Consider the following 26,583-nt stretch of genomic DNA (forward strand, 5'->3'; position numbering starts at 1 on the left):
CATGAAGCCTGCCTCGCTGAGCGAAGGCCGTCGCGGCCCCGCCCAAATCTGGAACAGTGCGCCGCAACTGGCGCAAATCCCCCTTGTCGCCCCCACCGCCCTGGTACCGTCCGGTGCGCGCGTGGTGGTGGTTGCGCCCCACCCTGGCGACGAAGTGCTCGCATGCGGGGGCCTGCTGCAACTGTTCAGTCAACTGGAACACCCTCTGCAACTGATCTCCATCACCGACGGCAGCGCCAGCCACCCAGGCTCCCTGGTCTGGCCGGCGAGCCGCCTGAGCGTGGTGCGCCCGCAGGAAAGCGCCGAAGCGCTGCGGCGCCTGGGCATGCCGTTGCACAGCCTGAAGTGGATTCGCGGCGGTTTCTGCGACAACGCGCTGGCGGGCCGCGAACCGCAGCTGAGCCAATTCATCGCGCGCTACCTGCACCCTGGCGACGTGGTGTTCACGACCTGGTGCAACGATGGCAACCGTGACCACGACGCCGTCGGCCGCGCCACGGCCACGGCCTGCGAGCTGATACGCGCACGGCTGTATGAATTGCCGGTATGGGCCTGGCACGGCCCGGTCCGCCAGGCGGCGACAGTGCCTTGGCCGAGGGCGCGCAAAGTTCGCCTCGACACCTGGAGCGTGGCGCGCAAGCTTCACGCGGTACACGCTTATGCCAGCCAACTGGCCGGCGATCCGGAGATCGGCCTGGCGCCGATCCTTGCCCACGTGCTGCTGGAGCGCATGCGCGAGCCGTATGAAATCGTATTGATCTAAGCTCGTCTGTACCTGTTATTTCTGACAGTAGCGTGGGATTGCAAAGCTGACTACCGTTGAAAAAGCGCTGTACCCCTTCAGGTGCAGTCGAGAAAGCCATGCCAACTCCCTGCATTGGCCGGTGTTTTCGAACAGGTAACCCGCACTCCCTGCTCCGTATCGCGCAACGCGTTGTCATGGTCTGGCCCGCACCCCCTGCCACGGGTGCTGGAGTAACCGAGCCTTTCAGCGAGGACGAATCATGCGTACACGGATGCTTCTTCTGCTACACCTGCTTGCACTGGCGGCGACGCCATTGGCCTCTTATGGCGCATGCAGCATCAACAACACCCCCGGCAATGACACTTCCACCTGTGACAGCGGATCGACTCCCGGCTTCATCGACACCGGTGGCAATAACAGCCTCACGGTGAGCGGCACGGGCCAGGTGGCAGGGTCCGTGACCTTCGGCGCAGGCAACGATAAGACCGAGATCAACGGCCCGGGCGCCAAAATCGTTGGCGGACTGAGCCAAGCATCGGGCATCGACGACTTCATCATGAGCAGCGGCGAAGTCAAGTTTGTGGATCAGGGTGACGGCCTGGATACCTTCACGATGACAGGCGGTGTGATTGTCGATGAGTTCAGCGCCGGCGATTACGCCGTCATGACGGGAGGCACCATCGGCAACGTGAATATGAGGCTCGACGACAATACGTTTCTTATGTCCGGCGGCAAAATCCTGCGCAACCTCATCACCGGCTTCGGCAAAGACTTGATCAGACTTTCGGGCGACGCAGAAGTGGTGGGCAATATCAGCGTCAGCGGCGGCGACGATATCGTGGAAATCCTGGGCGGCAAGGTCGGGGGGAGCGTCCTGCTCAGCGCCGGCAAGGATAGGTTCCTCTGGTCCGGGGGTACGCTGGGGAAGCTCGTGGACGCTGGCTTGGATGACGATATTGCGGTGTTGCAAAACCTGCCCCTCACCAACGAGACGAAAACCACGCTGGACGGCGGCCTGGGCAACGATACGCTGATCTTCGATCACAGCCAGGTCAGCAACAATCCAAGCCAGTACGTGAACTGGGAAACCGTGAATTTGACCAACGGGACGACGCTTACCCTCGAGGGTAAATTCGTGCTGGGCGACAGCGCCTCGAACACCGGCACCCTGACCATTGATAAGACCAGTGCAATCCTGACCGGCACGGGCTTCATCAACTCCCTTGGCGGTAAGCCAGTGACGCTGGACAACCAGGGCCTGATCGACATGACGGGCAATACCCGCGCCAGCGACTCACTGACCGTCAGCGGCACCTACAAAGGCAACGGCGGCCGGCTCGCGCTGCAAAGCGTGTTGGGCGCCGACGGTTCGGCCAGTGACAAACTGGTGGTCAACGGCGGCCCGATACAGGGCACTACGCCGATCGACATTAAGAACCTGAACGGTGCCGGCGCACAGACCGTGCAGAACGGCATCCTGGTGGTCGAGGCCATCAACAATGCCAGTGGCGCGGCCAGCGCATTCAGGCTCGGCAATTCCGTGTCCGCCGGTGCGTACGACTACTACCTGTTCAAGGGCGGCGTCACAGCCGGCACCTCGGAAAACTTCTACCTGCGCTCGACCGTCCCGGCCAAACCGACCGACCCGGTCATCACCCCCGTGCCCACTCCCGACCCCGAGGGGCCGCCGCTGCCGCCCAACCCCGGCATAACGCCGCTGCCGATTTATCGGCCGGAAGTGTCGGTGTACGCGGTGCTGTTCCCTGCCGCCCAGCAGATGGTGCAGGACATGCTGGGTACCTACCACGAACGCATGGGTGACCAGAGCCAGCAACAGCAGACCGGCGCATTTCCGGCGGGCTGGGGCCGTGTGTATGGCAACAGCCGCCGCCAGGGCTTCGCCGGCACCGTCAGCCCGTCGCTGAAAAGTTCCGTATCGGGCTTCCAGATAGGCAGCGATGTCTACGCAGGCCAGCTCGACAACGGCCTGCAGCACCGCGTGGGGTTCTTTGTCGGCCACAGCACCCTCAAAGGCAACGTCAAAGGGTTCAGCGATGCCCGGCTGGACCAGGACACGGGCAAGACGACCCTGCGCGGTGACAGCCTGGGCCTCTACTGGACGTTGATCGGCGCCAACCAGGCATACCTCGACCTGGTGCTGATGGGCACCCGCTTCGACGGTCACAACGAATCAGACCGTGGCGTGAAGATGAAAACCCGTGGGCATAACCTCACCGCTTCGGCCGAAGTCGGCTGGCCGCTGCCGATCAGCGACACCTGGGTGGTTGAACCGCAGGCTCAGGTCATCGTCGGCAAGACCCGGCTGGATCGGCAAAACGACGGCATCTCCGATGTGTCCTATGACGCCGATACCAGCCTCACCACGCGCCTGGGCGTGCGCCTGCGCGGCGACTATCAGGTCAGCGGCATGCCGTTGCAGCCCTATGCACGGGCCAACGTCTGGCACACCCGCGCTGGCCAGAACACCGTGCGGTTCGACGATGTCACCGACATCGACACCGAACAGAAGTCCACCACCCTGGGGCTGAGCGCCGGCGCCACGCTCAAGGTCGCCACGGGCCTCAGCGTCTACAGCGAGGTGGGCTCCAGCCGGAACCTGGACAGCAACACGTTTAATGGCCGCCAGGGCACGCTGGGCCTGAGAATGGAGTTCTAGCAAACCTGTGTATCGCAGTGTGTATACCGCCCACTGCGATACAAAACCTTTAACCCGGCGAGTTTTCCGAAACAGGCCAGATACAGCCCGGCGTTCAACTGGGTGCCAGGTATCCATCGCGCCGCAGGAGGCTCGCCATGCACAATCCATCGACACGCCGCTTCATACGTCATCCACTCGCCCTGGCCTTCGCGCTGTTGCCCTTGGGCATGGTCGGCCTGGCCCGGGCCGAAATGCCCGAGGTGAACACACCGATGCAAATCGCCCCGTCATCCGGGCTGGGCGCGCTCAAGCACATCAAGGCCGGCCTGCTGGATGTGGCCTACGCGGAGGTCGGCCCTGCCGACGGCCCGGTCGTAATCCTGCTGCATGGCTGGCCCTACGATATCGACAGCTATGCCCAGGTCGCGCCATTGCTCGCGGCCAAGGGTTACCGCGTACTGGTCCCCTACGCCCGCGGTTACGGCGGCACCCGGTTTCTGTCGGACGCGACCCCGCGCAACGGTCAACCGGCGGCGTTGGCCAGGGATGTGATCGACTTTATGGACGCGCTGAACATCCGGCGCGCGGTGCTCGGCGGCTATGACTGGGGCGCACGCTCAGCGGATATCGTCTCGGCGCTGTGGCCCGAACGCGTCAAGGCGCTGGTCTCGGTCAGCGGCTACCTGATCGGCAACCAGGCCGCCGGCCAGAACCCCCTGCCGCCCAAGGCTGAGCAGCAATGGTGGTATCAGTTCTACTTCGCCACCGAGCGCGGCGCCGCCGGTTATCGCAAGAACACTCACGATTTCGCCAAGCTGATCTGGCAGACCGCGTCGCCGAAGTGGGCCTTTGACGACGCCACCTTCGAACGCAGTGCCAAAGGCCTGGACAACCCCGATCACGTGGCCATCACCCTGTTCAACTACCGCTGGCGCCTGGGTCTGGTGAAGGGCGACGCCCACTACGAACCCCTGGAACAGCAACTGGCCAAAGCCCCTGCTATCCAGGTTCCTACCATCACCCTGGAAGGCGATGCCAACGGTGCTCCGCACCCGGCGCCCGAGGACTACGCCAAACGCTTTACCGGCAAATACCAGTTCCGCCTGATCAACGGCGGCATCGGCCACAACCTGCCGCAGGAAGCGCCCGAGGCATTTGCCAAGGCGGTAATCGACGCCGATCACCTGTGATGAAGCACCAATGGCTGACGCCCTTTTCCCGTGGGTTGCAGGAGAAGCAGTATCCAGCGATGTGAAAAATTCGTTAACTAATTCTGTCCCAAGGCTTTTTCCTACAGACTCAATCTGCCAAACTCACGCGAATAATTCTCAACACCTTTATCATTAGCCACGGACGGCACGCGGGAGAGTCAGTTTCATGTCTGTGCAATCACCTGGCGGCAATGTTTTTTCACTCAGTCTGATGACCTTGGCGGTGTGCCTGGCCACCCCACACGCGGCGGTCGCCGCCGACACCCCGGCACCGGCCGCCACGCTGGAATTGGGCGCCACGCAGATCTCCGGCGAAGGCCAACTGGGTGAAACCACCGAAGGCACGCAGTCCTACACCACTGGCTCGATGAAGACCGCGACCAAGCTGCCGCTGACCCTGCGCGAAACCCCACAGGCGGTCACCGTGGTGACGCGTCAGCGCATGGACGACCAGGCGATGACCAGCATCAACGACGTGGTCAACGCCACGCCGGGCCTGTTCCTGAACTACTCCAACGGCCCTGGTCGGCAGTCCTACACCTCGCGTGGCTTCGATATCGATAACCTGATGTACGACGGTATCCCAAGTGGCTACAACGGTGCGTCGGTGGGCGCGCAGCCGAACCTGGCGATGTTCGACCGCGTCGAAGTGGTGCGCGGCGCCACCGGCCTGGTCACTGGCGCGGGCAACCCGTCAGCCGCCATCAATATGGTGCGCAAGCGCCCGCTGGATGAGCAGAAGGTCACCCTCACCGGCGCCGCCGGCAGCTGGGACGATTATCGCGGTGAACTCGACGCCTCCAGCCCGCTCAACGACAGCGGCACCCTGCGCGGCCGAGTGGTGACGTCCTACCGTGATGCCAACAGCTTTATCGACAAGGCCGAAAACAGTCATGGTCTGTTCTACGCCGTCACCGAAGCCGATCTGAGTGAAGACACCACCCTGACCCTGGGTTTCTCCAATCAGAAGGACAAGACCAACTACTTCTGGGGCGCCTCGATGATCGGCCAGGACGGCCACCACCTGGATCTGTCGCGGTCTTACAACCCCGGCACCGATTGGGAAAACAAGGATCAGGAAATCAACACAGTCTTCGCCGAACTGCGCCAGCGCCTGGCCAATGACTGGAGTCTGCAGGTCAACGCCAACTACGCCGAACAAAACGCATTGTTCTCCGGTTCGTATCAGTCGCGCTGGGTCAACAACACCCTGGCACGCACGGTGTACCAGGCCAAGTACGATGAAAACCAGGCCGGGGTCGACGCCTTCGTCAGCGGCCCGTTCCAGGCATTCGGGCGCAGCCATGAACTGGTGGTCGGCGCGAGCAAGCGCATCTACGACATGACCACCCACAACTACAGCCCCTACGACACCAACTGGCCGCTGACGGCGGGCAAACCGGACTTCGTGCACACCAACAACGAGCGCGAAGTCACCACTCAGGACAGCGTCTACGTCACCACCCGCCTGAGCCTGGCCGACCCGTTGAAGTTGATCCTCGGCGGGCGCCTGGACTGGTACGACTACGATAACCGCGATGGCGACGGCGACTACCACGTCACCCGCAACCTCACCCGCTACGCCGGCCTGATCTACGAGCTGGACGATAACCACTCGGTGTACGTCAGCTACAGCGACATCTTCACCCCGCAAAAAGAAAAGGACACCGGCGCCGCGCCGCTCAAGCCTATCGTCGGCAAGAACTATGAGGTCGGCATCAAGGGCGAATACCTGGGCGGTGCGTTGAACGCCAGCGTCGCGCTGTTCCGCATCGACCAGGAGAACCGCGGTGTGCAGGTGGTGGTACCGAACTGCCCGCAGGCCTCATGCTACGAAGCCTCCGGCGAGATCCGCAGCCAGGGTATCGACTTCGAACTGCAGGGCGCATTGACCGAAAACTGGCAGGTCGGCGGTGGCTACACCTACGCACGCACCCACACCATCAAGGACGACGCCAAACCGCAGTTGGTCAACAAGCAGTTCGATACCGACGTCCCGGAACACCTGTTCAAGTTGACCACCCGCTACAACTTCCAGGGCCCACTGGAAAAACTGCGGGTGGGCGGCAACATCTCCTGGCAGAGCCGCCTGTACAACGACATCGCGTTGGCCGACGGCAGCACCTACCGCCTGCAACAAGGCGCCTACGCCGTCACCGACCTGATGGCCGGCTACAAGGTCAACGACCACCTCGACCTGCAGGTCAACGCCAACAACATCTTCGACCGTCGCTATTACTCCACCATCGCCAACTCGGCGAGCTACGGCGGCGACGCCTACGGCAACCCGCGCAACATGATGCTGACGGCCAAATACAGCTTCTGAGGTTCCAGGCAACGCGCGCCGGCGGACACTACCGCCGGCGCTAGTGCTGACGGCGGCAACGCATCAGCGTTGCCCGCACCACCAGCTTGTGAAACGGGCGAATCAGCACAATGTAGACACGCCCCAGTCGATTGTGGGTGTGCACCGCCGTCGTGGCGATCAAGACTTCACCCTGCTCGTCGCGCCGTCGAAGCAGCGAAAGACGAAAATCCAGGTGGCTGTCATTTTCCCCCAGCACCATCTCGTCAGCGCTTTGCTCAAGCACCGGGAAAAAGTCGATATGGGCTTTATCGGAATGCGCGCGTCGCACCTCGCCGGAGGTCCGTACGCCCAACGGCCCCATCACACCATCGCGGATCGCTATCAGCACCTTGAACCACACAGGCGGCGAACCCAAGGCGCGTACGGCGAGGTCATTGATGGAGACGTCAGCCGCCTCGATAGGCACGACAAAACTGTCAAGCAACTGCGCGTTCGCGTACCAGTCACGGATCAGGCTTTCTGGCGGTGGATCGATAGGCCGGGCAAGCATCGTCATGTGAGGGGGTTCCCTGAATGAATGCAGCTGAGTCGTGAGACTGGTCGGCTGTCAGGCCACCATCGGGGGCAAGCCCCCTCCCACTTATTGTTCATCGAATCGTCGCGTCTCTTCGTTAAGTTGGGGGCACGATACCCTGAACCGCCTCCCGGATGGGGTGATAAGTACGCGGAGGTTGCAGTACTGATAGGAGTGTCACAGTCCTGAAATTGCGCATTGCACTTGCGCACACGTTCATCGCCATTGCGTCATCAACGGGCCTCATAGTAAGAGGCTTGCCAGTAGGAGCCCATTAATGATTCGTAAAGCCCTGCCCTCCGACGCTCGGCTGAAGGCGCAGGGGTTTCAGCTCGTGACACTTAGGGTCCTGAAAGGCTGACACCTAACCCTGTGGTGAGCAGGCTTGCCCTGCGCTGGGCTGCGAAGCGGCCCCCGAGACAGGCGCCGCGGTGCCCCAGGCAAAACACATTGCTCAGATTGGGGCCGCTTCGCGGCCCAGCGCGGGGCAAGCCCGCTCACCACAACAAGCCTGCTGACAAAAGCAACCTCGTTTTCGCAGGTCTTACCTTCACTAAAGATCTGTAAACATCTATGACTTATCCGACTGACTTTGGCCAGAGAGAAGCTCTAGAGATTGCCCCGCCGCCCCGCCCAACCTTATGCTCGAACGCTCCCCGCTCACCCGCACCCGGAGCCGCCATGGACCTCGCCACCCTCGCCCTCTTCCTCCCCGCCTGCTTTGCGCTGAACATGGCGCCCGGCCCGAACAACCTGCTGTCGGTCAGCAACGCGACGCGCTATGGCTATCGCACCTCGTGCCTGGCCGGCGTCGGCCGCCTGTTGGCGTTCGCCGGGATGATCGCCCTGGCCTCGGCCGGCCTGGCGGTGGTGCTGCAAACCTCGGAGCTGCTGTTCTACGCGATCAAGCTGCTCGGCGCGGCGTATCTGTTGTATCTGGCGGTGCAGCTATGGCGCGCCAATCCCGAGGCGCCGGCCGGCTCCGCGACCGCCAAAGTCGGCGTGTGGGCGCTGGCGCGTCAGGAGTTTCTGGTGGCGGCGGGCAACCCCAAAGCCATCCTGATCTTCACCGCCTTCCTGCCGCAATTCGTAGTGCCCGATCAGCCCGTCACGCCGCAATTCGCCGTGCTCGGCGCGATGTTCCTGGTGCTGGAATGGATTGCTATCTGCCTCTACGCCTTTATGGGCCTGCATATGCGTCGCTGGTTTGCCGAGCCGCGTGGCAAGCGCTGGTTCAATCGCTGCTGTGCAGGGTTGTTGTCGGCGGCGGCGTCCGTGTTGCTGATGGCCCGCCGGGCGTAAAGCGCGTGGTCTAGACTGTGTCCACCCCTTCACGGCGGAGACCGATCATGCCCAGCAAAAATACCGTCTGCCTCTGGTACGACGGCACGGCCGAAGACGCCGCGCGCTTTTACGCCAAGACCTTTCCAAACAGCAGCGTGGACGCCGTGCACAAAGCGCCCGGCAACTACCCGTCAGGTAAGCAGGGCGACGTGCTGACGGTGGAATTCCGCGTAATGGGCCTGCCGTGCCTGGGCTTGAACGGCGGGCCGATATTCCCGCAGACCGAAGCATTTTCGTTCCAGGTGGCCACTGACGACCAGGCCGAGACGGATCGTTACTGGCACGCGATCATCGACAACGGCGGCCAGGCCAGTGCCTGCGGTTGGTGCAAGGACAAGTGGGGCGTGTCATGGCAGATCACGCCGCGGGCGTTGACCCAGGCGATTACCCATCCCGACGCCGCCACCGCCAAGCGCGCCTTCGACGCGATGATGGGCATGGGCAAGATCGACATCGCCGTCATCGAAGCGGCGGTGAACAGTCCCCAGCTTGGCAAAAAAATCTAAAGATCAACCTCCGGCGGCCGTCACCCTGGCATCCCCGAATGGACTCAATGAGGCTCATGTGCGCGTTTTAACTTCTGTATTGCTTGCCGGTGGCATCGCCAGCCTGTCCGGTTGTGTCACCCAGTCCGGCAAGGTCGAGCAGATGCTCGCCGACACGCTGGCCCAACCGCTGGTGGAAAACAGCATCGTGCGCGAAGGCGACCTGCTCAGTTTCGAGCTGCTGATGCCCGACTCCACCGGCGGCGTGCGGCGCACCATGCAGTTCGAGGCGGCGTGCTCGACCAGGCAATTGCACCTGCTGTACCTCGATGGCTCCCAGCGCGTGTACCCGCTCAAGGCCGGGCGCTATACCGAGGCGCGCAAACTGTCTGACACGCTGTACACCGCGTTGGCCGCCAACCAGACATTCGTGCGTGCCTGTGCCGAAACGCCAGCACCGGACTGGCGCCTGGTCCAGACCGATGCGCGCGATAACTGGGTGCTGCTCGACGCCGCCAGCCTCAAGACCGTGCAGGGTGAAACCCGTTTCTGGGCCGCCTTCGATAACCCGACGGTGCTCAATGACCTGCCCTATGACGCGCCTTATGCGCAAAAACGCCAGCACTTTGCGGTGTCCTGCGCCAGCGGCACGTACAAGGAACTGGCCGGCTACGACCTGGACGTGCGCAACCGCGTGAGCGATGGCCGCGTCGACAGTTTCCCGACGCCACAACCCATCGCCGGCAGCGACGCCGACTATGTATTGCTGTTCAACACGGTGTGCGCCAACCCCGAAAAAATCGCCAAGCTGGCGCCCTTCAAGCCGCGCCTGAAAGCGCCGGCGATCATCGCCCTGTCGTCGGTGCAGCCCCAGGTGCTGGCCGCGCTTGCGCCGTTCAACCAGGACAAGCCCGCGCGCACCTTGAAGTACGTGCACTTCACCGGCACATCGACCCTCAAAGGCAAGACGTCCAACAGCACCAGCGAGCACTTCATCAGCCAGGACAAGGCCAGTGGCCAACTGCAGATCGTCCATCGCGGCGACGGCTATGAGTCCCAGTCGGTGAGCTGGCGCAACCTGGTCTCGCTGGTATCGAAGACAACGTACGGCGGCACCGGCATGGCCGAAAGCTCGACCCTGACGCAGTTGAGCTTGACCGGCAATTGGAAAGCCCTGCCCGTCGGCGAAACCGTGGTCTACCAGACCACCCGCTCGACACTCAACAGCCTGGTGGGCAGCTATAACAAGGTGCAGACCAACCGCTGCGTCGTCGAACGCCAATTGCCGGCCCGCGAACTCAACCCCAGCCTGCTGGGGAACGCCAAGGCCTTGTCATGCCGCACCGATGACGATAAGTACAACCGCGTCGAACATCTGTACTACCTGAGCGATTACGCCTACTTCTACGAATCGAGCACGGACAAGAACGAGTTTTTCTACGCCGATACGCGCATCGATAAGTTCGAATAACAGGTAACACTTCAGCGTCTGGTTTTGGGGCCGCTGCGCAGCCCAGCGCAAGCAAGCTTGCTCACCATAGGGAAGCGCGGTGCGACCACTCTCTGTGGTGAGCGGTTTCTTGTGTTGAACGGGCCTTTTTAGTGAGCAGTCCTTTTGTGGTGAGCGGGCTTGCCCCGCGCTGGGCTGCGCAGCGGCCCCCACCCATCCACCGCGTACTTTCAGGTAAACCCCACCGCCTGGCTTTGGGGCCGCTGCGCAGCCCGGCGCAAGCAAGCTTGCTCACCACAGGGAAGCGCGGTGCGACCACTCTCTGTGGTGAGCGGTTTCTTGTGTTGAACGGGCCTTTTTAGTGAGCAGTCCTTTTGTGGTGAGCGGGCTTGCCCCGCGCTGGGCTGCGCAGCGGCCCCCACCCATCCACCGCGTACTTTCAGGTAAACCCCAGCGCCTGGCTTTGGGGCCGCTGCGCAGCCCGGCGCAAGCAAGCTTGCTCACCACAGGGAAGCGCGGTGCGACCACTCTCTGTGGTGAGCGGTTTCTTGTGATGAACGGGCCTTTTTAGTGAGCAGTCCTTTTGTGGTGAGCGGGCTTGCCCCGCGCTGGGCTGCGCAGCGGCCCCCTCCGATCCACCGCGTACTTTCAGGTAAACCCCACCGCCTGGCTTTGGGGCCGCTGCGCAGCCCTGCGCAAGCAGGGGAATTGGACAAGACACACTCGTTGCGGCGGGCCTGTCTTTTTCTGTGGTGGGCAAACTGCGCCAAAGGCTTATCGGATGGACACCGCCGCTCGCGCGCTGTGCAGCTTCTTGTAGCTGTCGATCAAGCGCAAGTGCCGGTCCAGTCCTTCGAGCTTCATGCTGGTCGGGGTCAACCCATGGAACCGCACGCTGCCGTCGACCGAGCCGATCACCGCATCCATGCGCTCATCGCCGAACATGCGCCGGAAGTTGGCCTCGTAGTCCGCCAGTTCCAGGTCGTCGTCCAGTTCCATCTCCAGCACGGCGTTGAGCGCTTGGTAGAACAGCCCGCGCTCGGCGGTGTTGTCGTTGTACTGCAGGAACATCTCCACGCACTCCTTGGCCTCTTCATACTGGCGCAAGGCAAGGAAGATCAGCAGTTTCAGCTCCAGGATGGTGAGTTGACCCCACGCGGTGTTGTCGTCGAACTCGATGCCGATCAGGGTGGTGATGTCGGTGTAATCGTCCAGCTCGCTTTCGATCAGGCGCTCAACCAAGGCCTCCAGCTCTGCGTCGTCCAGGCGGTGCAGGTTGAGGATATCGGCGCGGAAAAACAGGGCCTTGTTGGTGTTGTCCCAGATCAGATCTTCCACCGGGTAGATTTCCGAGTAGTCCGGCACCAGGATCCGACAGGCCGTGGCGCCAAGGTGGTCGTACACCGCCATGTAGGACTCTTTACCCATGCTATCGAGAATGCCGAACAACGTTGCGGCTTCCTCGACGTTGGAGTTTTCGCCCTGACCGGAGAAGTCCCATTCGACAAATTCGTAATCCGACCGGGCACTGAAGAAACGCCACGACACCACGCCGCTGGAGTCGATGAAGTGCTCGACGAAATTATTCGGCTCGGTCACTGCCTGGCCTTCGAACGTCGGCTGCGGCAGGTCGTTCAGGCCTTCGAAACTGCGGCCCTGCAGCAGTTCGGTGAGGCTGCGCTCCAGCGCCACTTCCAGGCTCGGGTGCGCGCCGAACGAGGCGAACACGCCGCCGGTGCGCGGGTTCATCAGGGTCACGCACATCACCGGGAATTCACCGCCCAGCGACGCATCCTTGACCAGCACAGGGAACCCCTGGGCCTCCAGGCCTTGAATGCCGGCCAGGATGTTCGGGTACTTGGCCAGCACCTCGGCGGGCACATCCGGCAGGGCGAATTCCCCTTCGATGATTTCGCGCTTCACCGCCCGCTCGAAAATCTCCGACAGGCACTGCACCTGGGCTTCGGCCAGGGTGTTGCCGGCACTCATGCCGTTACTGAGGTAGAGGTTTTCGATCAGGTTGGACGGGAAATACACCACCTCGCCATCCGAGCGGCGCACGAACGGCAGCGATACGATGCCGCGCTCTTCGTTGCCGGAGTTGGTGTCGAACAGGTGCGAACCACGCAGTTCGCCGTCGCGGTTGTAGACCTTCAGGCAATAGGCGTCGAGGATGTGTGTAGGCAGTTCATCGTTCGGACCGGGCTGGAACCAGCGCTCATCCGGGTAATGCACGAACGGCGCGTTGGCCAGCTCTTCGCCCCAGAACTGATCGTTGTAAAAGAAGTTGCAGTTGAGCCGCTCGATGAACTCACCCAGCGCCGACGCCAGGGCGCCCTCTTTGGTCGCGCCCTTGCCATTGGTGAAGCACATCGGCGAGTGCGCATCGCGGATATGCAGCGACCACACGTTCGGCACGATATTGCGCCACGACGCGATTTCAATCTTCATGCCCAGGCCCGCCAGAATGCCGGACATATTGGCGATGGTCTGCTCCAGCGGCAGGTCTTTACCGGCGATATAGGTTCCGCCGTCGGACAGCGCGCTGGGCATCAACAAGGCCTGGGCGTCGGCGTCGAGGTTGTCGACTTCTTCGATCACGAATTGCGGCCCGGCCTGCACCACTTTCTTCACGGTGCAGCGGTCGATGGAACGCAGGATGCCTTGACGGTCCTTATCGGAAATGTCCGCAGGCAACTCGACCTGGATCTTGAAAATCTGGTTGTAGCGGTTTTCCGGGTCGACGATGTTGTTCTGCGACAAACGAATATTGTCGGTGGGGATATTGCGTGTCTGGCAGTACAGCTTCACGAAATACGCCGCGCACAGCGCAGACGATGCCAGGAAATAATCAAAGGGGCCCGGCGCCGAGCCATCGCCTTTATAGCGAATGGGCTGGTCGGCAATCACCGTGAAGTCATCGAACTTGGCTTCAAGCCGGAGGTTGTCGAGAAAGTTGACCTTAATTTCCATGCGGGCACACCAGAATAACGGGCTAAACAAAAATGGCCGCCATTATGGGGTTTTTCATCGGGAAGTTTCAGGCTTTTGACCAGCGGCGGATCAATTGCCAAATGAATATTAACTTTTTGTGACTTGCCGCCGATGGACTGGGCGCAACCAGGGAGTAGTCCGAATGCGCAACAACCAGCCCGTAACACAGCGTGAGATTTCCCTCGCGCCGCAGCAGAAACTCATCTCCGCTACAGACGTGCAGGGGATGATCACTTACTGCAACGACGCTTTCGTCGAGATCAGCGGTTTCAACCGCGACGATCTGATCGGCGCCCCGCAGAACATCGTGCGCCACCCCGACGTGCCACCGGCCGTGTTCGAACACATGTGGAATGCTCTCAAGCAAGGCCAGCCCTGGATGGGCATCGTCAAAAACCGCTCGAAGAACGGCGACCATTATTGGGTCAACGCCTACGTCACGCCGATCTTCGACGGCAGTCGGGTGGTAGGTTTCGAGTCGGTGCGGGTCAAGCCCACCGCCGATGAAATCCGCCGCGCCCAAACCCTCTATCAACGCATCAGCCACGGCAAAACCGGCGTACCGCGCCAGGACGCGTGGCTGGCCGGCCTGTTGAACGGCGTGCCGTATGCGGCCAGCGGTATCGCCGGCAGCCTGGCCGGGTTGTTCCTCAGCGCACCGGTGGCCGTCGCGGTTGCTGTAGCGGTGGCGTTGCCGATAGGCATGCTCTGCTCAAGAGCACGCCACGGCAGCACGCTGCGCCTATTGCAAGGGGTCGAGCCCTCCACGTCGGATGCGTTGATCGCGCAGATGTACAGCGACGCGCGCGGCCCGCAGGCACGTTTGGAAACCGCGTTCCAAAGCCAGAACGCGCGCCTGAAAACCTGCCTCACCCGCCTGCAGGACAGCGCTGAACAACTCAGCACCCTGGCCGGGCAATCCGACCAGTTGGCCAGCGCCAGCGCCCGGGGCCTGGACCGCCAACGGGTGGAGACCGAACAGGTGTCCGCTGCCGTTAACCAGATGGCCGCGACGACGCAGGAAGTCGCCAGTCACGTACAACGCACCGCCGACGCCACCCAGCAAGCCAACGTGCTCACCGGCCGCGGCCGCGAAGTGGCGCGCGATACCCGTCACGCCATCGAGCGGCTGTCGGCGGTAGTCGGCGAGACCGGCGTCTCCGTGGCGCAACTGGCGCGTGACAGCGATGAAATCGGCACCGTGGTCGACGTGATCAAAGGCATCGCAGACCAGACCAACTTGCTGGCGCTCAACGCCGCCATCGAAGCCGCCCGCGCCGGTGAGCAAGGTCGCGGCTTTGCGGTGGTGGCCGATGAGGTTCGTCAACTGGCCCAGCGTACCTCGCAGTCAACGACCCAGATCCACGCGTTGATTACGCAACTGCAAACGTCTTCCAGCAATGCGGTGCAAAGCATGCACAACGGTCAGCGCCAAGCGCAGGAAGGGGTGGCGCGGGTGCTCGAAGCAGACCAGGCGCTGGCGGGGATCAGCGAGGCGGTGTCGCATATTACCGAGATGACCACTCAGATCGCCGCCGCCACCGAAGAACAAAGCGCGGTGGCCGAAGAGATCAGCCGCAACATCACCACCATCGCCGAACTGGCCGACCAAACCTCGATGCAGGCCCGTCAATCGACAGACCTGAGCAGGGAACTGACCGACACAGCGTCGACCCAGTACGCGTTGGTTGAGCGGTTCAATCGCTGAAGCCGCGAGCAACGGTGTGACCGAGGTGCATCAGCGGCAGCATCAAGGCTGCCGGCGATACATCCCGGTCAGGTAGTCGGGAAAGTCCGGCTCTGCGTTGTGCCTGATCACCGCGAAATCTTTTACCAGTTGGATGTGATACGGCCCGGTGCCTATGCTGGCCAAAGGTGCACGCACGATGATCAGGTTCTCGGTTTCCATCGGCACGCGCTGCTGCGTGGTGACGATAGGTTTTCCGCTGGCGGTGTCGTGGAGGGTCACGCTGAATTGCGCCACTTCGCGGCCCTGGGCATCGCGCTGGGGCAGGATCTTCAAGTCCAGGTCACCGTCGCGGCCCAGGTAGTCGTCGCGCATCTGGTAATGGCCACTGCGCTGGTCGCGGGCTACGTCGCCGTACTTGGGGTACTCCGGCTCGCGATCCTCGACATGCAGTTGCACTGCCAACTGCGACGCACCTTTCTTGCCGCTGCTGACCCAGGCGCCGCGGTAGTCGAAGGGTTCGACGCTGTCACGGGTGATCTGCCAGGTGCCGGTCTGATGACCGTCGTCAGCCGATTCGTGCAGGTAAACGAAGGGTTTGTCCTCATAGTCGCCCATCGAGCCCACCAGTTTGATCGGTTTGCCGCTGCCACTTTTGGTGTAGCGCACTTCGCCGATCAGTACCTCGCCTTGCTGCTGATACCAAAGTTGCACCGGGATCTTGCCGTTGAGAGTGCCGGCGAGCATCTGCGGATCTTCATTGACCGGCCCTTCCAGGCGCGGGGTTTCACGCCACTGGCCGTCCTTCCATTCGCCGCTGGTGCGCAGCATGTAGCCTTTGGGCATGCTGGTGCCGTCGTCGCTTGCCGGTACTTCTTCCTGCGTATAGGCGCTGAGTCGCACCAGCTCGCCGTGGCGCATCTGCCAACGGCTGGCGCGCGTCCAGCAGCAGCCCCGGTCGGTTTGCGAATGGATGATGCCGTCCTTGGGATTGACCGAGAACATGCCGCCGGAGGTCTCGTTCGCCAGGTCGGTGAGTGGGCGATTGAACACCCAGCGTGGCTGCTGCGGATCTTGCAGGTACACGTCGTAGTTCGACTGAAAGCCCGCATCGGCGCCGTCGCCGTTACGGATCGCCAGATCCTGGCGACCGTCCTGGTTGATATCGGCGAAATACACCACGCCATTTTCGCCGACCAGGCGCCAGTCCAGAGTCTTGCCGTCGCCGTCGAGCGGCACGCTGGCAGCAGGCGTGCGCAGTTGCTGGAGGATCGCCAGGGTGGTTTTATCGCGCAGGGTGACCAGCGCCGGCGCCAGTTGCTGCAGGTCTTGCGGCACGTCAGGAAACAGCACTTCCAGCAGAAACCGGCCGCTGGGGTCATTCAGCGAAAACGAGCGGGGCTCGGCCATGGCCGTGGTCGCGAACATCGTTGAGACAAACACTGCGCTGACGAGCGAACGCATGGAAAGCATCCTTGCTGAAATCCGGGGGCCGCAGTGTAAAGGCAAACCGCGAAGGCTTCGAACAAATTGCTGTGGGCGCGCGGGCGGGCTGTTATGTTGCGTGCTTCTTATGCCTAGGGAGGTGTCATGGAACCGTTAGCCGACAACGCAGCCTTGCTGCTTATCGACATGCAGCAAGGCATGAACCAGCCGACCCTGGGGCGGCGCAACAACCCGGATGCCGAGCGGCATATGCAGCAATTGCTCGTCGCCTGGCGCCAATGCGCGCGTCCGGTGGTGCATGTGCGGCATATCTCCCGCTCGCCGACGTCAGTGTTCCGGCCCGGTCAGCCCGGCTGCGAATTCCAGCCGGCGCTGCAACCGTTGGCCCATGAGCATGTGGTGGAGAAAAACATACCGGACGCCTTCATCCACTCCGGCCTTGAACGCTGGCTGCACCAGCGTGGCATTCGGCAGTTGGTTATCGCGGGCGTGATCACCAACAACTCCGTCGAAGCCACCGCCCGCAGCGGCGGCAACCTGGGCTTTAACGTAATCGTCGCCGCCGACGCTTGCTACACCTTTGACCAGACCGACTTATCCGGGCGCCTGTGGCCGGCCGAGGATGTGCATGCACTGTCGTTGAGCAACCTGGCGATGGACTATGCCAAGGTGGTCGAAACTTCACAGATACTGGACTTAAAGGCTGACACATAAACCTGTGGTAAGCGGGCTTGTCGAATCGTCGCACCGCCCGCGCTGGGCCGCGAAGCGGCCCTGTTCCCAGACACCGCGGTGTGCCAGGCAAAAACGCCTGGCAGGTTTGGGGCTGCTGCGCAGCCCAGCGCAGGGCAAGCCTGCTCACCACAAAAACCTCACATTGCTCAGGCTCTGTGTTCTATCGAAGAGGTCTAGATACCTGTGCCTATCGGGGCAGGCTCCCGCATCGTGCTCTGTGTAGGTCAGGATTCAGCAAGACACTTGCACCTCCACCATCCCACCCTTCAACCGCACCGGCCACACCCGCAGGCGCTGGCGCGGGGTTTCCAGGCATTGGCCGTCGTGCAGGCGGTAATGCTGTTTGTAGATCGGCGCGGCCACCACCAGCTCGCCCTTGAGGCTGCCCACCAGGCCACGGCCGATTACATTGGCGCCGGACTCCGGGTCGTGGTTGTCGATGGCGTAGAGCGTCTGTGCTTCGGCGTCGGGCAGGTAGAACAGCGCCACCTGTGCGCCGTCCAGCCACACCACCACGCCGGAATTGCGCACCAGGTCGGTTTCATTGCAAACGGCTTTCCAGCTGGCGAGTGTACGTAAGGTATTGGGCTGGCTCATCAGGCAATCTCCTCGGCGACGGCAATCAGGTTGAGTTCGGCGGCCATGATCGGGCGACGCTGGCCGCGTTCCTGGACGAAGTGAATGTCCGGGTCCGGGCGTTTGTCGTTGACGAAGGTGCGGAAGCGCTTGAGTTTTTCCGGGTCTTTGAGGGCGTTGGCCCATTCGCATTCGTAGCGGTCGACCACCTGTTGCATCTGCGCTTCCAGTTCGGCGCCCAGGCCCAGGCTGTCGTGCACGATCACATCCTTGAGGAAATCCAGGCCGCCTTCCAGGCTTTCGCGCCACACCGAAGTGCGTTGCAGCTTGTCGGCGGTGCGGATGTAGAACATCAGGAAGCGATCGATGTAGCGAATCAGCGTAGCATCGTCGAGGTCGGTGGCGAACAGTTCGGCATGCCGTGGACGCATGCCGCCGTTGCCGGCGATATAAAGGTTCCAGCCCTTTTCGGTGGCAATCACACCCACGTCCTTGCTCTGGGCTTCGGCGCATTCGCGGGTGCAACCGGACACCGCGAACTTGAGTTTGTGCGGCGAACGCAGGCCCTTGTAGCGGTCCTCGATCAACAGCGCCATTTTCACGCTGTCCTGCACGCCATAACGGCACCACGTGCTGCCGACGCAGGATTTGACCGTGCGCGTGGACTTGCCATACGCATGCCCGGTCTCGAAACCGGCCGCGATCAGCTCGCCCCAGATGTCCGGCAATTCGTGCAGTTGCGCGCCGAACAGGTCGATGCGCTGGCCGCCGGTGATCTTGGTATAGAGGTTGTATTTTTTCGCCACCTCGCCGATCACGATCAGCTTGTCGGCAGTGATCTCACCGCCCGGTATCCGTGGCACCACCGAGTAGGTGCCGTTCTTCTGCATATTGGCCATAAAGGTGTCGTTGGTGTCCTGCAACGGCACCAGCGACGGGTCCATGATCGGCTGGTTCCAGCACGAGGCCAGGATCGAGCCCACCGCCGGTTTGCACACGTCACAGCCGATGTGACCACGGCCGTGCTTGGCCAGCAGTGCTTCAAAGCTGAGCACCCCTTCCACACGCACCAGGGCATACAGCTCCTTACGGGTATAGGCGAAGTGCTCGCACAAACGCTTGTCGACACTGACGCCACGGGCCAGCAGTTCATGTTCGAACACCTGCTTGAGCAACCCGGCGCACCCGCCGCAGCCGGTGCAGGCCTTGGTCTGCGCCTTGAGCACGCCGAGGTCGGCGCAGCCGCCGTCGATGGCTGCGCAGATCGCGCCCTTGGTGACGTTGTGGCACGAACACACCGTGGCCGATTCCGGCAACGCGCCGGGGCCGAGGGTTGGTGCGCCGGCCGAGGACGGCAGGATCAGGCTGGCGGGTTCGGCCGGCAAGGCGATGCCGTTCTGCAGGTATTGCAGCAGCGTGTCGTAGTAGCTGTTGTCACCCACCAGCACCGCGCCGATCACCTGCCTGCCGGCGGCATCCACCACCAGACGGCGGTAGCTGGCGGTGGCCTCGTCGATAAACTGATAGCTGCGCGCGCCCGGCGTGTGGGCGTGGGCGTCACCGATGGAACCGACGTCGACGCCGAGCAACTTGAGTTTGGTCGACATGTCCGCCCCCACAAACGGCTCGGCGCCCTGCCCGCACAGCAACGCCGCCACGCCACGGGCCATCTGGTAGCCGGGCGCGACCAGGCCGAACAGGCTGCCGTTCCACGAGGCACACTCACCGATTGCGTAGATATGCGGATCGCAGCTCTGGCATTCGTCGTTGATCACCACCCCACCGCGCGGGCCGATCTCAAGCCCCGCCTGGCGCGCCAGAGCGTCCTGGGCGCGAATACCGGCGGAAAACACGATAAGGTCGGTTTCCAGAAATTCGTCGTTGGCGAAATTCATGCGATAGCGATACTGCTCGCCAACGCTGATCGACTGCGTGGCACGGGACAAATGCACGCCGACGCCCAGTCGTTCGATCTGCGCCTTGAGTGCCAGGCCGCCGAAGTCATCCAGCTGCACCGGCATCAGGCGCGGCGCGAACTCCACCACATGGGCTTCCAGGCCCAGGCTTTTGAGGGCGTTGGCCGCTTCCAGGCCGAGCAGCCCACCGCCGACCACCACACCGCGCCGCGCATTGGCGGCGGCCGCACGGATGGCGTCGAGGTCCTGCAGAGTGCGGTACACCAGGCGCGAGTCACCTTCGGCGCCCTCTATCGGGGGTACGAAGGGATATGAGCCGGTGGCCAGCACCAGCTTGTCATAGGTGACGCGACCTTGGGCGGTGACCACCTGGCGCTGGGCGCGGTCGATATCCAGCACCTGCACGTCAAGGTGCAGGGTCACGCCCGGCGTCTGGTACAGCGCCGCGTCGGACAGCGCCAGCGACTCGGCATCGCGGCCGGTGAAGTATTCGGATAAATGCACGCGATCATAGGCGCGCATCGGCTCTTCGCTGAACACATGCAGTTGGTAGTGATCCAGCGCGCCGCGTTCGATCAACTGCTCCACGCAGTGATGACCGACCATGCCATTGCCGACGACGATCAGGGTTTGCAGCTGGTTCAGACTGGCGTTATTGGCGTTCATATCAGCACCCGACAAAACTCATCACGGTTTGAAAAAAGCAAAAAAAAACGCCTGAAACCTTACGGTTCCAGGCGTCTTTGCCTGTTCTTATACGGTTGGCATCGGACGACTTCGCCGATTCCACCGCTGTTGCCCATGTTGTCGATCGTCGTTGACCGAAGTGGGTTACCGGTGATCTTGCAGGCTCTGTGCCAACCTGTCGCAACCCCGTACCCACAGCCTCCACGCCCGCGCCCCCCTGCCGAACACGCCTCCAACTGGTGCGCAGCGCGTCATAAAAGGGCACAGGACGCTTGCTCCCGCGAGTTCGCGCGGCGGCGGCAAGCACCCTCACCACCATCAGTACGGCACCTTGAACAACCTGGCGCGCCGCTTGCTAGGTACAGCGCCACAGAGCAGTCAACGCTGATTGCCCATCCACGACAAAGGCGCCGTGTAATCCCCGTTCCAACGGAGGGTTACGCGGCGCTTTTTTTTGCCGGGCAGAAAAGATTCGAGGGTTATCAATGGCCAACCAACGCGTACGCAGTGTGTGCCCCTATTGTGGCGTGGGCTGCGGCATCGTCATGCAGGTCGAAGACAATAAGGTGGTCAAGGTGATCGGCGACCCCGACCACCCCACCAATGCCGGTCGCCTGTGCACCAAGGGCAGCACCTGCGGGCAAGCCATCGCCGAGTCCGGGCGCATGGAAAATGCCTACCTGCGCCAGGCCCGCGACCGCGACCCGGTGCGCATCGCCATGGACGAAGCCATCGCCAGGACCGCCGGGCGCCTGCGCAACGTGCTGGAGCGGCATGGCCCCGATGCATTGGCGTTTTATGTGTCCGGGCAGATGTCACTGGAAGCCCAATACCTGGTCAACAAGTTAGCCAAGGGCTTTGTCGGCACCCGCCATATCGAATCCAACTCGCGGCTGTGCATGGCCAGCGCCGGCAGCGGCTACAAGCTGTCCCTGGGTTCCGATGGGCCGCCGGGGTCCTACGACGACTTCGACCGCGCCGACCTGTTCTTCGTGATCGGCGCCAATATGGCCGACTGTCACCCCATCCTGTTCCTGCGCATGATGGACCGGGTCAAGGCCGGGGCTAAGCTGATCGTGGTCGACCCACGGCGCAGCGCCACCGCCGACAAGGCGCACCTGCACCTGCCGATCAACCCCGGCACCGACCTTGCGTTGCTCAACGGCCTGCTGCACCTGTTGGTGAAAAACGGCCATACCGATCCGGCCTTTATCGCCACCTTCACTGAGGGTTGGGAGGTCATGCCTGCGTTCCTGGAGGACTACTCACCGCAGCAGGTCGCCGCCATCACCGGCCTGGCCGAAGCCGACATCCGCCAGGCCGCCACCTGGATCGGCGAGGCTGCCGAGTGGATGAGCTGCTGGACCATGGGCCTCAACCAGAGCACCCACGGCACCTGGAACACCAACGCCTTGTGCAACCTGCACCTGGCCACCGGCGCCATCTGCCGTCCCGGCAGCGGCCCGTTCTCCCTCACCGGCCAACCCAATGCCATGGGCGGGCGTGAGATGGGCTACATGGGCCCTGGCCTGCCCGGGCAGCGCTCGATGCTGGTGGAGGCCGATCGCGCCTTTATCGAAGACCTCTGGCAGATTCCCGCCGACCGCCTGCCGCGCCAGGCCGGCGACGGCACCGTGGCAATGTTCGAGCAGATGGCCGCGGGGCAGATCAAAGCCTGCTGGATCATCTGCACCAACCCGGTGGCCAGCGTGCCCAACCGTCAAACGGTGATCGATGGGCTGCAGGCCGCTGACCTGGTCATCACTCAGGACGCCTTCCTCGACACCGAAACCAACCGCTACGCCGACATCCTCTTGCCCGGCGCGTTGTGGGCCGAAGCCGAAGGCGTGATGATCAACTCCGAGCGCAACCTGACCCTGATGCAACACGCCGTGGAGCCGCCGGGCGAGGCCCTGGCCGACTGGCGGATCATCGCCCGGGTCGCCTGTGCGATGGGCTATGCCGAAGCGTTCAGCTACGCGAACGCCAGCGAGGTGTTCGAAGAAATCAAACGCGCCTGCAACCCCGCCACCGGCTACGACCTGCGCGGCGCCAGCTATGGGCGTCTGCGCGAGACGCCGCTGCAATGGCCGCTGGCGACGGCCGAGTCGGCGCCGCGCAACCCGATTCGCTACCGCGAGCACGGCGCGCTGCGTTTCGCCACCGCCGGCGGCAAAGCCCAGTTCTTTGCGCGCCCGCACATGCCCCCGGCGGAACTGCCCGACGACACCTTTCCATTCGTGCTCAACACCGGCCGCGTGCAGCACCAATGGCACACCCTGACCAAGACCGGCAAGATCGCCACGCTGAACAAACTCAACCCCGGCCCCTTCGTCGAGATCCATCCCGACGACGCCGCGCGCCTGGGCATCCGGGCCAGGCAACCGGTGCAAGTGCTGTCGCGGCGCGGGCGCGCGGTGTTACCCGCATTGATCAGCGACCGCGTGCAACCGGGCCACTGTTTTGCACCGTTCCACTGGAACGATGTGTTTGGCGAACACCTGGCGATCAATGCCGTGACTTCGGACGCGGTCGACCCGATTTCGTTGCAACCGGAATTCAAGTGCTGCGCGGTCAGCCTGGCACGCGTCGAGTTGATCGACCATCAGTTCCTCGACACGCCCCCCCAGGCGGCCACCGACCTTCCCGCTCGCGCAGAGCAATCCACCCTGTCGCGCATCGACGCCTTCGCCGAAATCGCCGGCCTGCGGCCCCTCACCCCGCCGCCCTTGAGCGACAACGAACGCACCTACCTCGCCGGTTTCATCAGTGGCCTGCGCGCCGACAGCGCACGCCAGCCAGGGGAGGTGCCGGTGTTGCCGCCGAACGCGCCGCTGGCCGGCGAAGCGCGGCTATGGGTCGACGGTTTACTCGGCGGGCTGTTCAGTCGCGCGCACGCGGCGGGTGTCACCACGCTGCCCGCCGCACCTGCCTTGACCTTGCTGTGGGCATCCCAGACCGGCAATGCCGAAGCATTGGCCGAGCGCTGTGCCCAACGCCTGCGCGAGGCCGGTATCAGCGTCGAGCTGAGCGCGATGGCGGATTTCCCGGCGAGCCGACTGGCAAGCACCCAGAACCTGGCGCTGATCAGCAGCACCTTCGGCGACGGCGACCCACCGGACAACGGCGAAGGTTTCTGGCACAGCCTCAGCCGCAGCGAAACGCGCCTGGAATCCCTGCGTTTTGCCGTACTGGCCCTCGGCGATCCAAACTATGACCAGTTCTGCAACCACGGCAAACGCCTCGACCAACGCCTGCTGGAATTGGGCGCCACGCGCCTGTTGGAGCGTGTCGATTGCGATACCCAATTCCACGACCGCGCCGATACCTGGCTGCTGCGCCTGCAGCACAGCCTCAACCCGACCAAAGCGCCGGCAGTCGCCACGCCCGCCGGCAAGACCAAGCTGTATGGCTCGCGCCTGTTGCTCAACCGCCACCTCAACCCGCACAGCCGCCATAAGGAAACCCGCCAGTTCGCCCTGGACCTGGCCGACTCCGGCCTCAGCTATGAAGCCGGCGATGCCCTCGGCGTAAGGCCGCGTAACTGCCCCGAACTGGTCCACGAACTGCTCGCGCTGACCGGCCTTAAAGCATCGACCAGCGTCAATATCGAGACCTTCGGCGAGGTCTCTCTGCAACAGGCGCTGACTCAGCATTTTGAAATCGCCCGGCCCAGCAGCGAAACCCTGGCGTTTATTGCCGAGCGCAGCGCTGACACGGGCCTTGAGCAGTTGCTGCGGCCCGAACACAAAGCCGAACTGAACGACTGGCTATGGGGTCGGCAACTGGCGGACGTGTTGCAGGCCTACCCCATCGAGTGCTCGGCCGCCGAACTGCTGGGCACGCTGCGGCGCCTGCAACCGCGCCTCTATTCGATTGCCTCCAGCGCCAAGGCCCACCCCGGTGAGGTGCACCTGACCGTCGCGGCCGTGCGCTATGGCAAACGCAAAGGCGTGTCTTCGACCTTTCTCGCCGACCGCGTCGGCGACGGTGAAGTGCCGGTGTTCGTGCAGCCGTCCAAGCATTTCCGCACGCCCAGCGACGGCGATGTGCCGATGATCATGATCGGCCCCGGCACCGGCGTGGCGCCGTTTCGCGCGTTCCTGCAGGAGCGTCGTGCCCTCGGGCATCAAGGCCGCAACTGGTTGTTCTTCGGCGAGCAGCACGCCGCCAGCGACTTCTATTACCAGGACGAACTGCAAGGCCTGCAGCGCGACGGTCTGCTCACCCACCTGAGCCTGGCGTTCTCACGCGACCAGGCGCAAAAGGTCTACGTGCAGGACCGCCTGCGCGAACAAGGCGCCGAGCTGTGGCGCTGGCTGCAGGACGGCGCCAGGGTGTACATCTGCGGCGACGCCCGCCAGATGGCCAAGGATGTCGATCAGGTACTGCGCCAGATCGCACAAACCCACGGCGGGCTGGACCCGGAGCATGCCGTGGACTATTGGCGCCAGCTGAGCGAGCAGAAGCGTTACCTGCGTGATGTGTACTGATTGGATACAGAACAATCACCGATTGTATTGTGTACAAAAAACCCTAAAGATTTACCCAGACCACGCCGAAACAGCGGTGATAGCAAATCGCCTCGCTTCTTCCCGAACGCGAGTCGCTTTGGCCGCCCCTCCACGCTGATGGTCATCTTGATGAAAATAAAGAACAAGCTTGTACTGGCGTTTGTCTCGGTCGCATTTATCCCGGTCAGCCTGGTGGCGGTGATTTCGGTCATGAACACGCGCAGCCAGGCGGTGGAGCAATTCATCGACGGCAGCACTCGGGAGATTCGCCAGATCGACGGCAATATCCGCCAGTTCTTCGACGGCACTTTGCAGAACGTCGATCAGATGGCCACCGATTCTGTATACACCTCCGTCGGCACCCTGAAGAATTACCAACCCGCCGACGCGCCCGCTCAACCGATGCCCGCCGAAGCGCAAACGGTGATCGAGCGCTTCGCGCGCTATGGCGCGACCCACCCGGCGGCGGCGATCCTGTCTATCGGCCTGGAAGACGGCACCTACGTCAAATGGCCGGATGACCCTCAGTTGGCCAAATACGATCCGCGCGCACGCCCTTGGTACAAAGCGGCGATGGCCAGCCCCGGCAAAACCGTGCGCACACCGGCCTATTACTACGACAAAGACGACGTGGCCCTGGTGGGCACGGCGCGCGTCATGCTCGACGGTGCCGGCAAGCCCAAGGGTGTATTCGTGGTCAGTGTGTCGCTCAAAAACCTCACCGAACTGGTCAAGAGCATCAAGCTCGGAGACAGCGGCTATGTGATGCTGATCGAAGACGGCGTGGTGCTGGTCGACCCGCGCGACGCCGCCCACAGTTTCAAACCGCTCAAGGACCTGGGCACGGCTTACGCGCAACTGGCCCAGACGACTCAAGGGTCCACCGAAGTGGAGATCGATGGCGTGCGCTACATGGCCAACGTGTGGACCTCCCCCGGTCTGGGCTGGCGCTATATCGGCCTGATCGAAAAAGCCGAAGTGATGGCCGAAGCCACCCGCATGACCTACCTCACCGCGATCATCGTCGGCGTGCTGGTGCTGATTTTCGGCCTGATCGCCGCGGCGTTTTCCAAAGTGATCGTCAAGCCGATCGGCCAGGTCAGCACGGGCCTGCAGTCGATCGCCGAGGGTGAAGGCGACCTGCGCCATGAGTTGCAGGTGCAGGGCAAGGACGAAACCGCCGAACTGGCAGGCTGGTTCAATAAGTTCCTCGCCGCCATTCGCCAGTTGATCCAGCACATCGGCGCGGCCT

General features: G+C 62.8%; 15 protein-coding genes and 1 pseudogene. 11 read left to right on the forward strand and 5 right to left on the reverse strand.

Translation table 11 applies throughout. The features are described from left to right. Position 1 precedes the first annotated feature (1 nt). From PSH94_RS13735 to PSH94_RS13750, 4 genes are all read left to right on the forward strand, one after another. Positions 2-763 carry a PIG-L deacetylase family protein gene (locus PSH94_RS13735; RefSeq protein ID WP_266249597.1) on the forward strand — a complete coding sequence of 254 codons (762 nt, stop codon included), beginning with the start codon at positions 2-4 and terminating at the stop codon, positions 761-763. Positions 764-1,016: 253 nt separating this feature from the next. Then, positions 1,017-3,422: an autotransporter outer membrane beta-barrel domain-containing protein gene (locus PSH94_RS13740; protein WP_305434808.1), complete on the forward strand. Its 2,406-nt coding sequence runs from the start codon at positions 1,017-1,019 to the stop codon at positions 3,420-3,422. Between the two features lie 137 nt (positions 3,423-3,559). Beyond that, entirely contained in the window at positions 3,560-4,594 is a 1,035-nt protein-coding gene (locus PSH94_RS13745; RefSeq protein ID WP_181077830.1) for an alpha/beta fold hydrolase, read from the forward strand. A 187-nt stretch (positions 4,595-4,781) separates the two neighbouring features. Continuing rightward, the gene (locus PSH94_RS13750; protein ID WP_305434810.1) at positions 4,782-6,941 is read left to right on the forward strand and encodes a TonB-dependent siderophore receptor; all 2,160 of its coding nucleotides are present in this window, start codon (positions 4,782-4,784) and stop codon (positions 6,939-6,941) included. A gap of 40 nt (positions 6,942-6,981) precedes the next feature. Here PSH94_RS13750 and PSH94_RS13755 read toward each other — a convergent pair whose 3' ends face one another. After that, a complete protein-coding gene (locus PSH94_RS13755; protein ID WP_219855203.1) occupies positions 6,982-7,479 on the reverse strand; it encodes a DUF2867 domain-containing protein in 498 nt (165 codons plus the stop codon). 699 nt (positions 7,480-8,178) lie between these two features. On the opposite strand from PSH94_RS13755, the gene PSH94_RS13760 reads away from it, so the two are divergent. Genes PSH94_RS13760 through PSH94_RS13770 form a run of 3 tightly spaced genes read left to right on the forward strand, consistent with a single transcriptional unit; the run spans position 8,179 to position 10,797 of the window. After that, on the forward strand, positions 8,179-8,799 hold the full coding sequence (locus PSH94_RS13760; RefSeq protein WP_266249624.1) for a LysE family translocator: 621 nt from the start codon (positions 8,179-8,181) through the stop codon (positions 8,797-8,799). 47 nt (positions 8,800-8,846) lie between these two features. After that, positions 8,847-9,347, forward strand: coding sequence for a VOC family protein (locus PSH94_RS13765; RefSeq protein WP_305434812.1), 501 nt, complete (start codon positions 8,847-8,849; stop codon positions 9,345-9,347). A 58-nt stretch (positions 9,348-9,405) separates the two neighbouring features. Continuing rightward, positions 9,406-10,797 (forward strand): hypothetical protein, encoded by a 1,392-nt coding sequence (locus PSH94_RS13770; RefSeq protein ID WP_253507917.1) that lies wholly within the window; start codon positions 9,406-9,408, stop codon positions 10,795-10,797. Positions 10,798-11,550: 753 nt separating this feature from the next. Here PSH94_RS13770 and PSH94_RS13775 read toward each other — a convergent pair. Then, positions 11,551-13,749, reverse strand: coding sequence for an OsmC domain/YcaO domain-containing protein (locus tag PSH94_RS13775; protein ID WP_253507919.1), 2,199 nt, complete (start codon positions 13,747-13,749; stop codon positions 11,551-11,553). A gap of 247 nt (positions 13,750-13,996) precedes the next feature. Between PSH94_RS13775 and PSH94_RS13780 the strand changes: the two genes are divergently transcribed. Then, positions 13,997-15,478, forward strand: coding sequence for a PAS domain-containing methyl-accepting chemotaxis protein (locus PSH94_RS13780; protein ID WP_370694777.1), 1,482 nt, complete (start codon positions 13,997-13,999; stop codon positions 15,476-15,478). 42 nt (positions 15,479-15,520) lie between these two features. Here the strand turns inward: PSH94_RS13780 and PSH94_RS13785 are convergent, their stop codons facing one another. Next, a complete protein-coding gene (locus tag PSH94_RS13785) occupies positions 15,521-16,921 on the reverse strand; it encodes a hypothetical protein (RefSeq protein WP_305434817.1) in 1,401 nt (466 codons plus the stop codon). A 126-nt stretch (positions 16,922-17,047) separates the two neighbouring features. Here PSH94_RS13785 and PSH94_RS13790 point away from each other — a divergent pair, with 126 nt between their 5' ends. After that, complete coding sequence (locus tag PSH94_RS13790; RefSeq protein ID WP_285429202.1) at positions 17,048-17,617, forward strand: cysteine hydrolase family protein; 570 nt, start codon at positions 17,048-17,050, stop codon at positions 17,615-17,617. Between the two features lie 252 nt (positions 17,618-17,869). Here PSH94_RS13790 and nirD read toward each other — a convergent pair whose 3' ends face one another. After that, positions 17,870-18,235, reverse strand: coding sequence for a nitrite reductase small subunit NirD (nirD, locus tag PSH94_RS13795; RefSeq protein WP_181077869.1), 366 nt, complete (start codon positions 18,233-18,235; stop codon positions 17,870-17,872). Further along, positions 18,235-20,796, reverse strand: coding sequence for a nitrite reductase large subunit NirB (gene nirB / locus PSH94_RS13800; protein WP_305434820.1), 2,562 nt, complete (start codon positions 20,794-20,796; stop codon positions 18,235-18,237). The genes nirD and nirB overlap by 1 nt, the downstream gene beginning before the upstream one ends. 506 nt (positions 20,797-21,302) lie before the next feature. Here nirB and PSH94_RS13805 point away from each other — a divergent pair. Both PSH94_RS13805 and PSH94_RS26145 read left to right on the forward strand, forming a co-directional pair. Then, positions 21,303-25,310, forward strand: a complete 4,008-nt coding sequence (locus PSH94_RS13805) for a bifunctional nitrate reductase/sulfite reductase flavoprotein subunit alpha (protein WP_305434822.1) — start codon at positions 21,303-21,305, stop codon at positions 25,308-25,310. A gap of 231 nt (positions 25,311-25,541) precedes the next feature. Next, a pseudogene (locus tag PSH94_RS26145) lies at positions 25,542-26,546 on the forward strand (cache domain-containing protein); the annotation flags it as partial. Between the last annotated feature and the right edge of the window lie 37 nt (positions 26,547-26,583).

Source organism: Pseudomonas sp. FP2254, assembly GCF_030687695.1.
GTDB classification, from domain to species: Bacteria; Pseudomonadota; Gammaproteobacteria; order Pseudomonadales; family Pseudomonadaceae; genus Aquipseudomonas; species Aquipseudomonas quebecensis.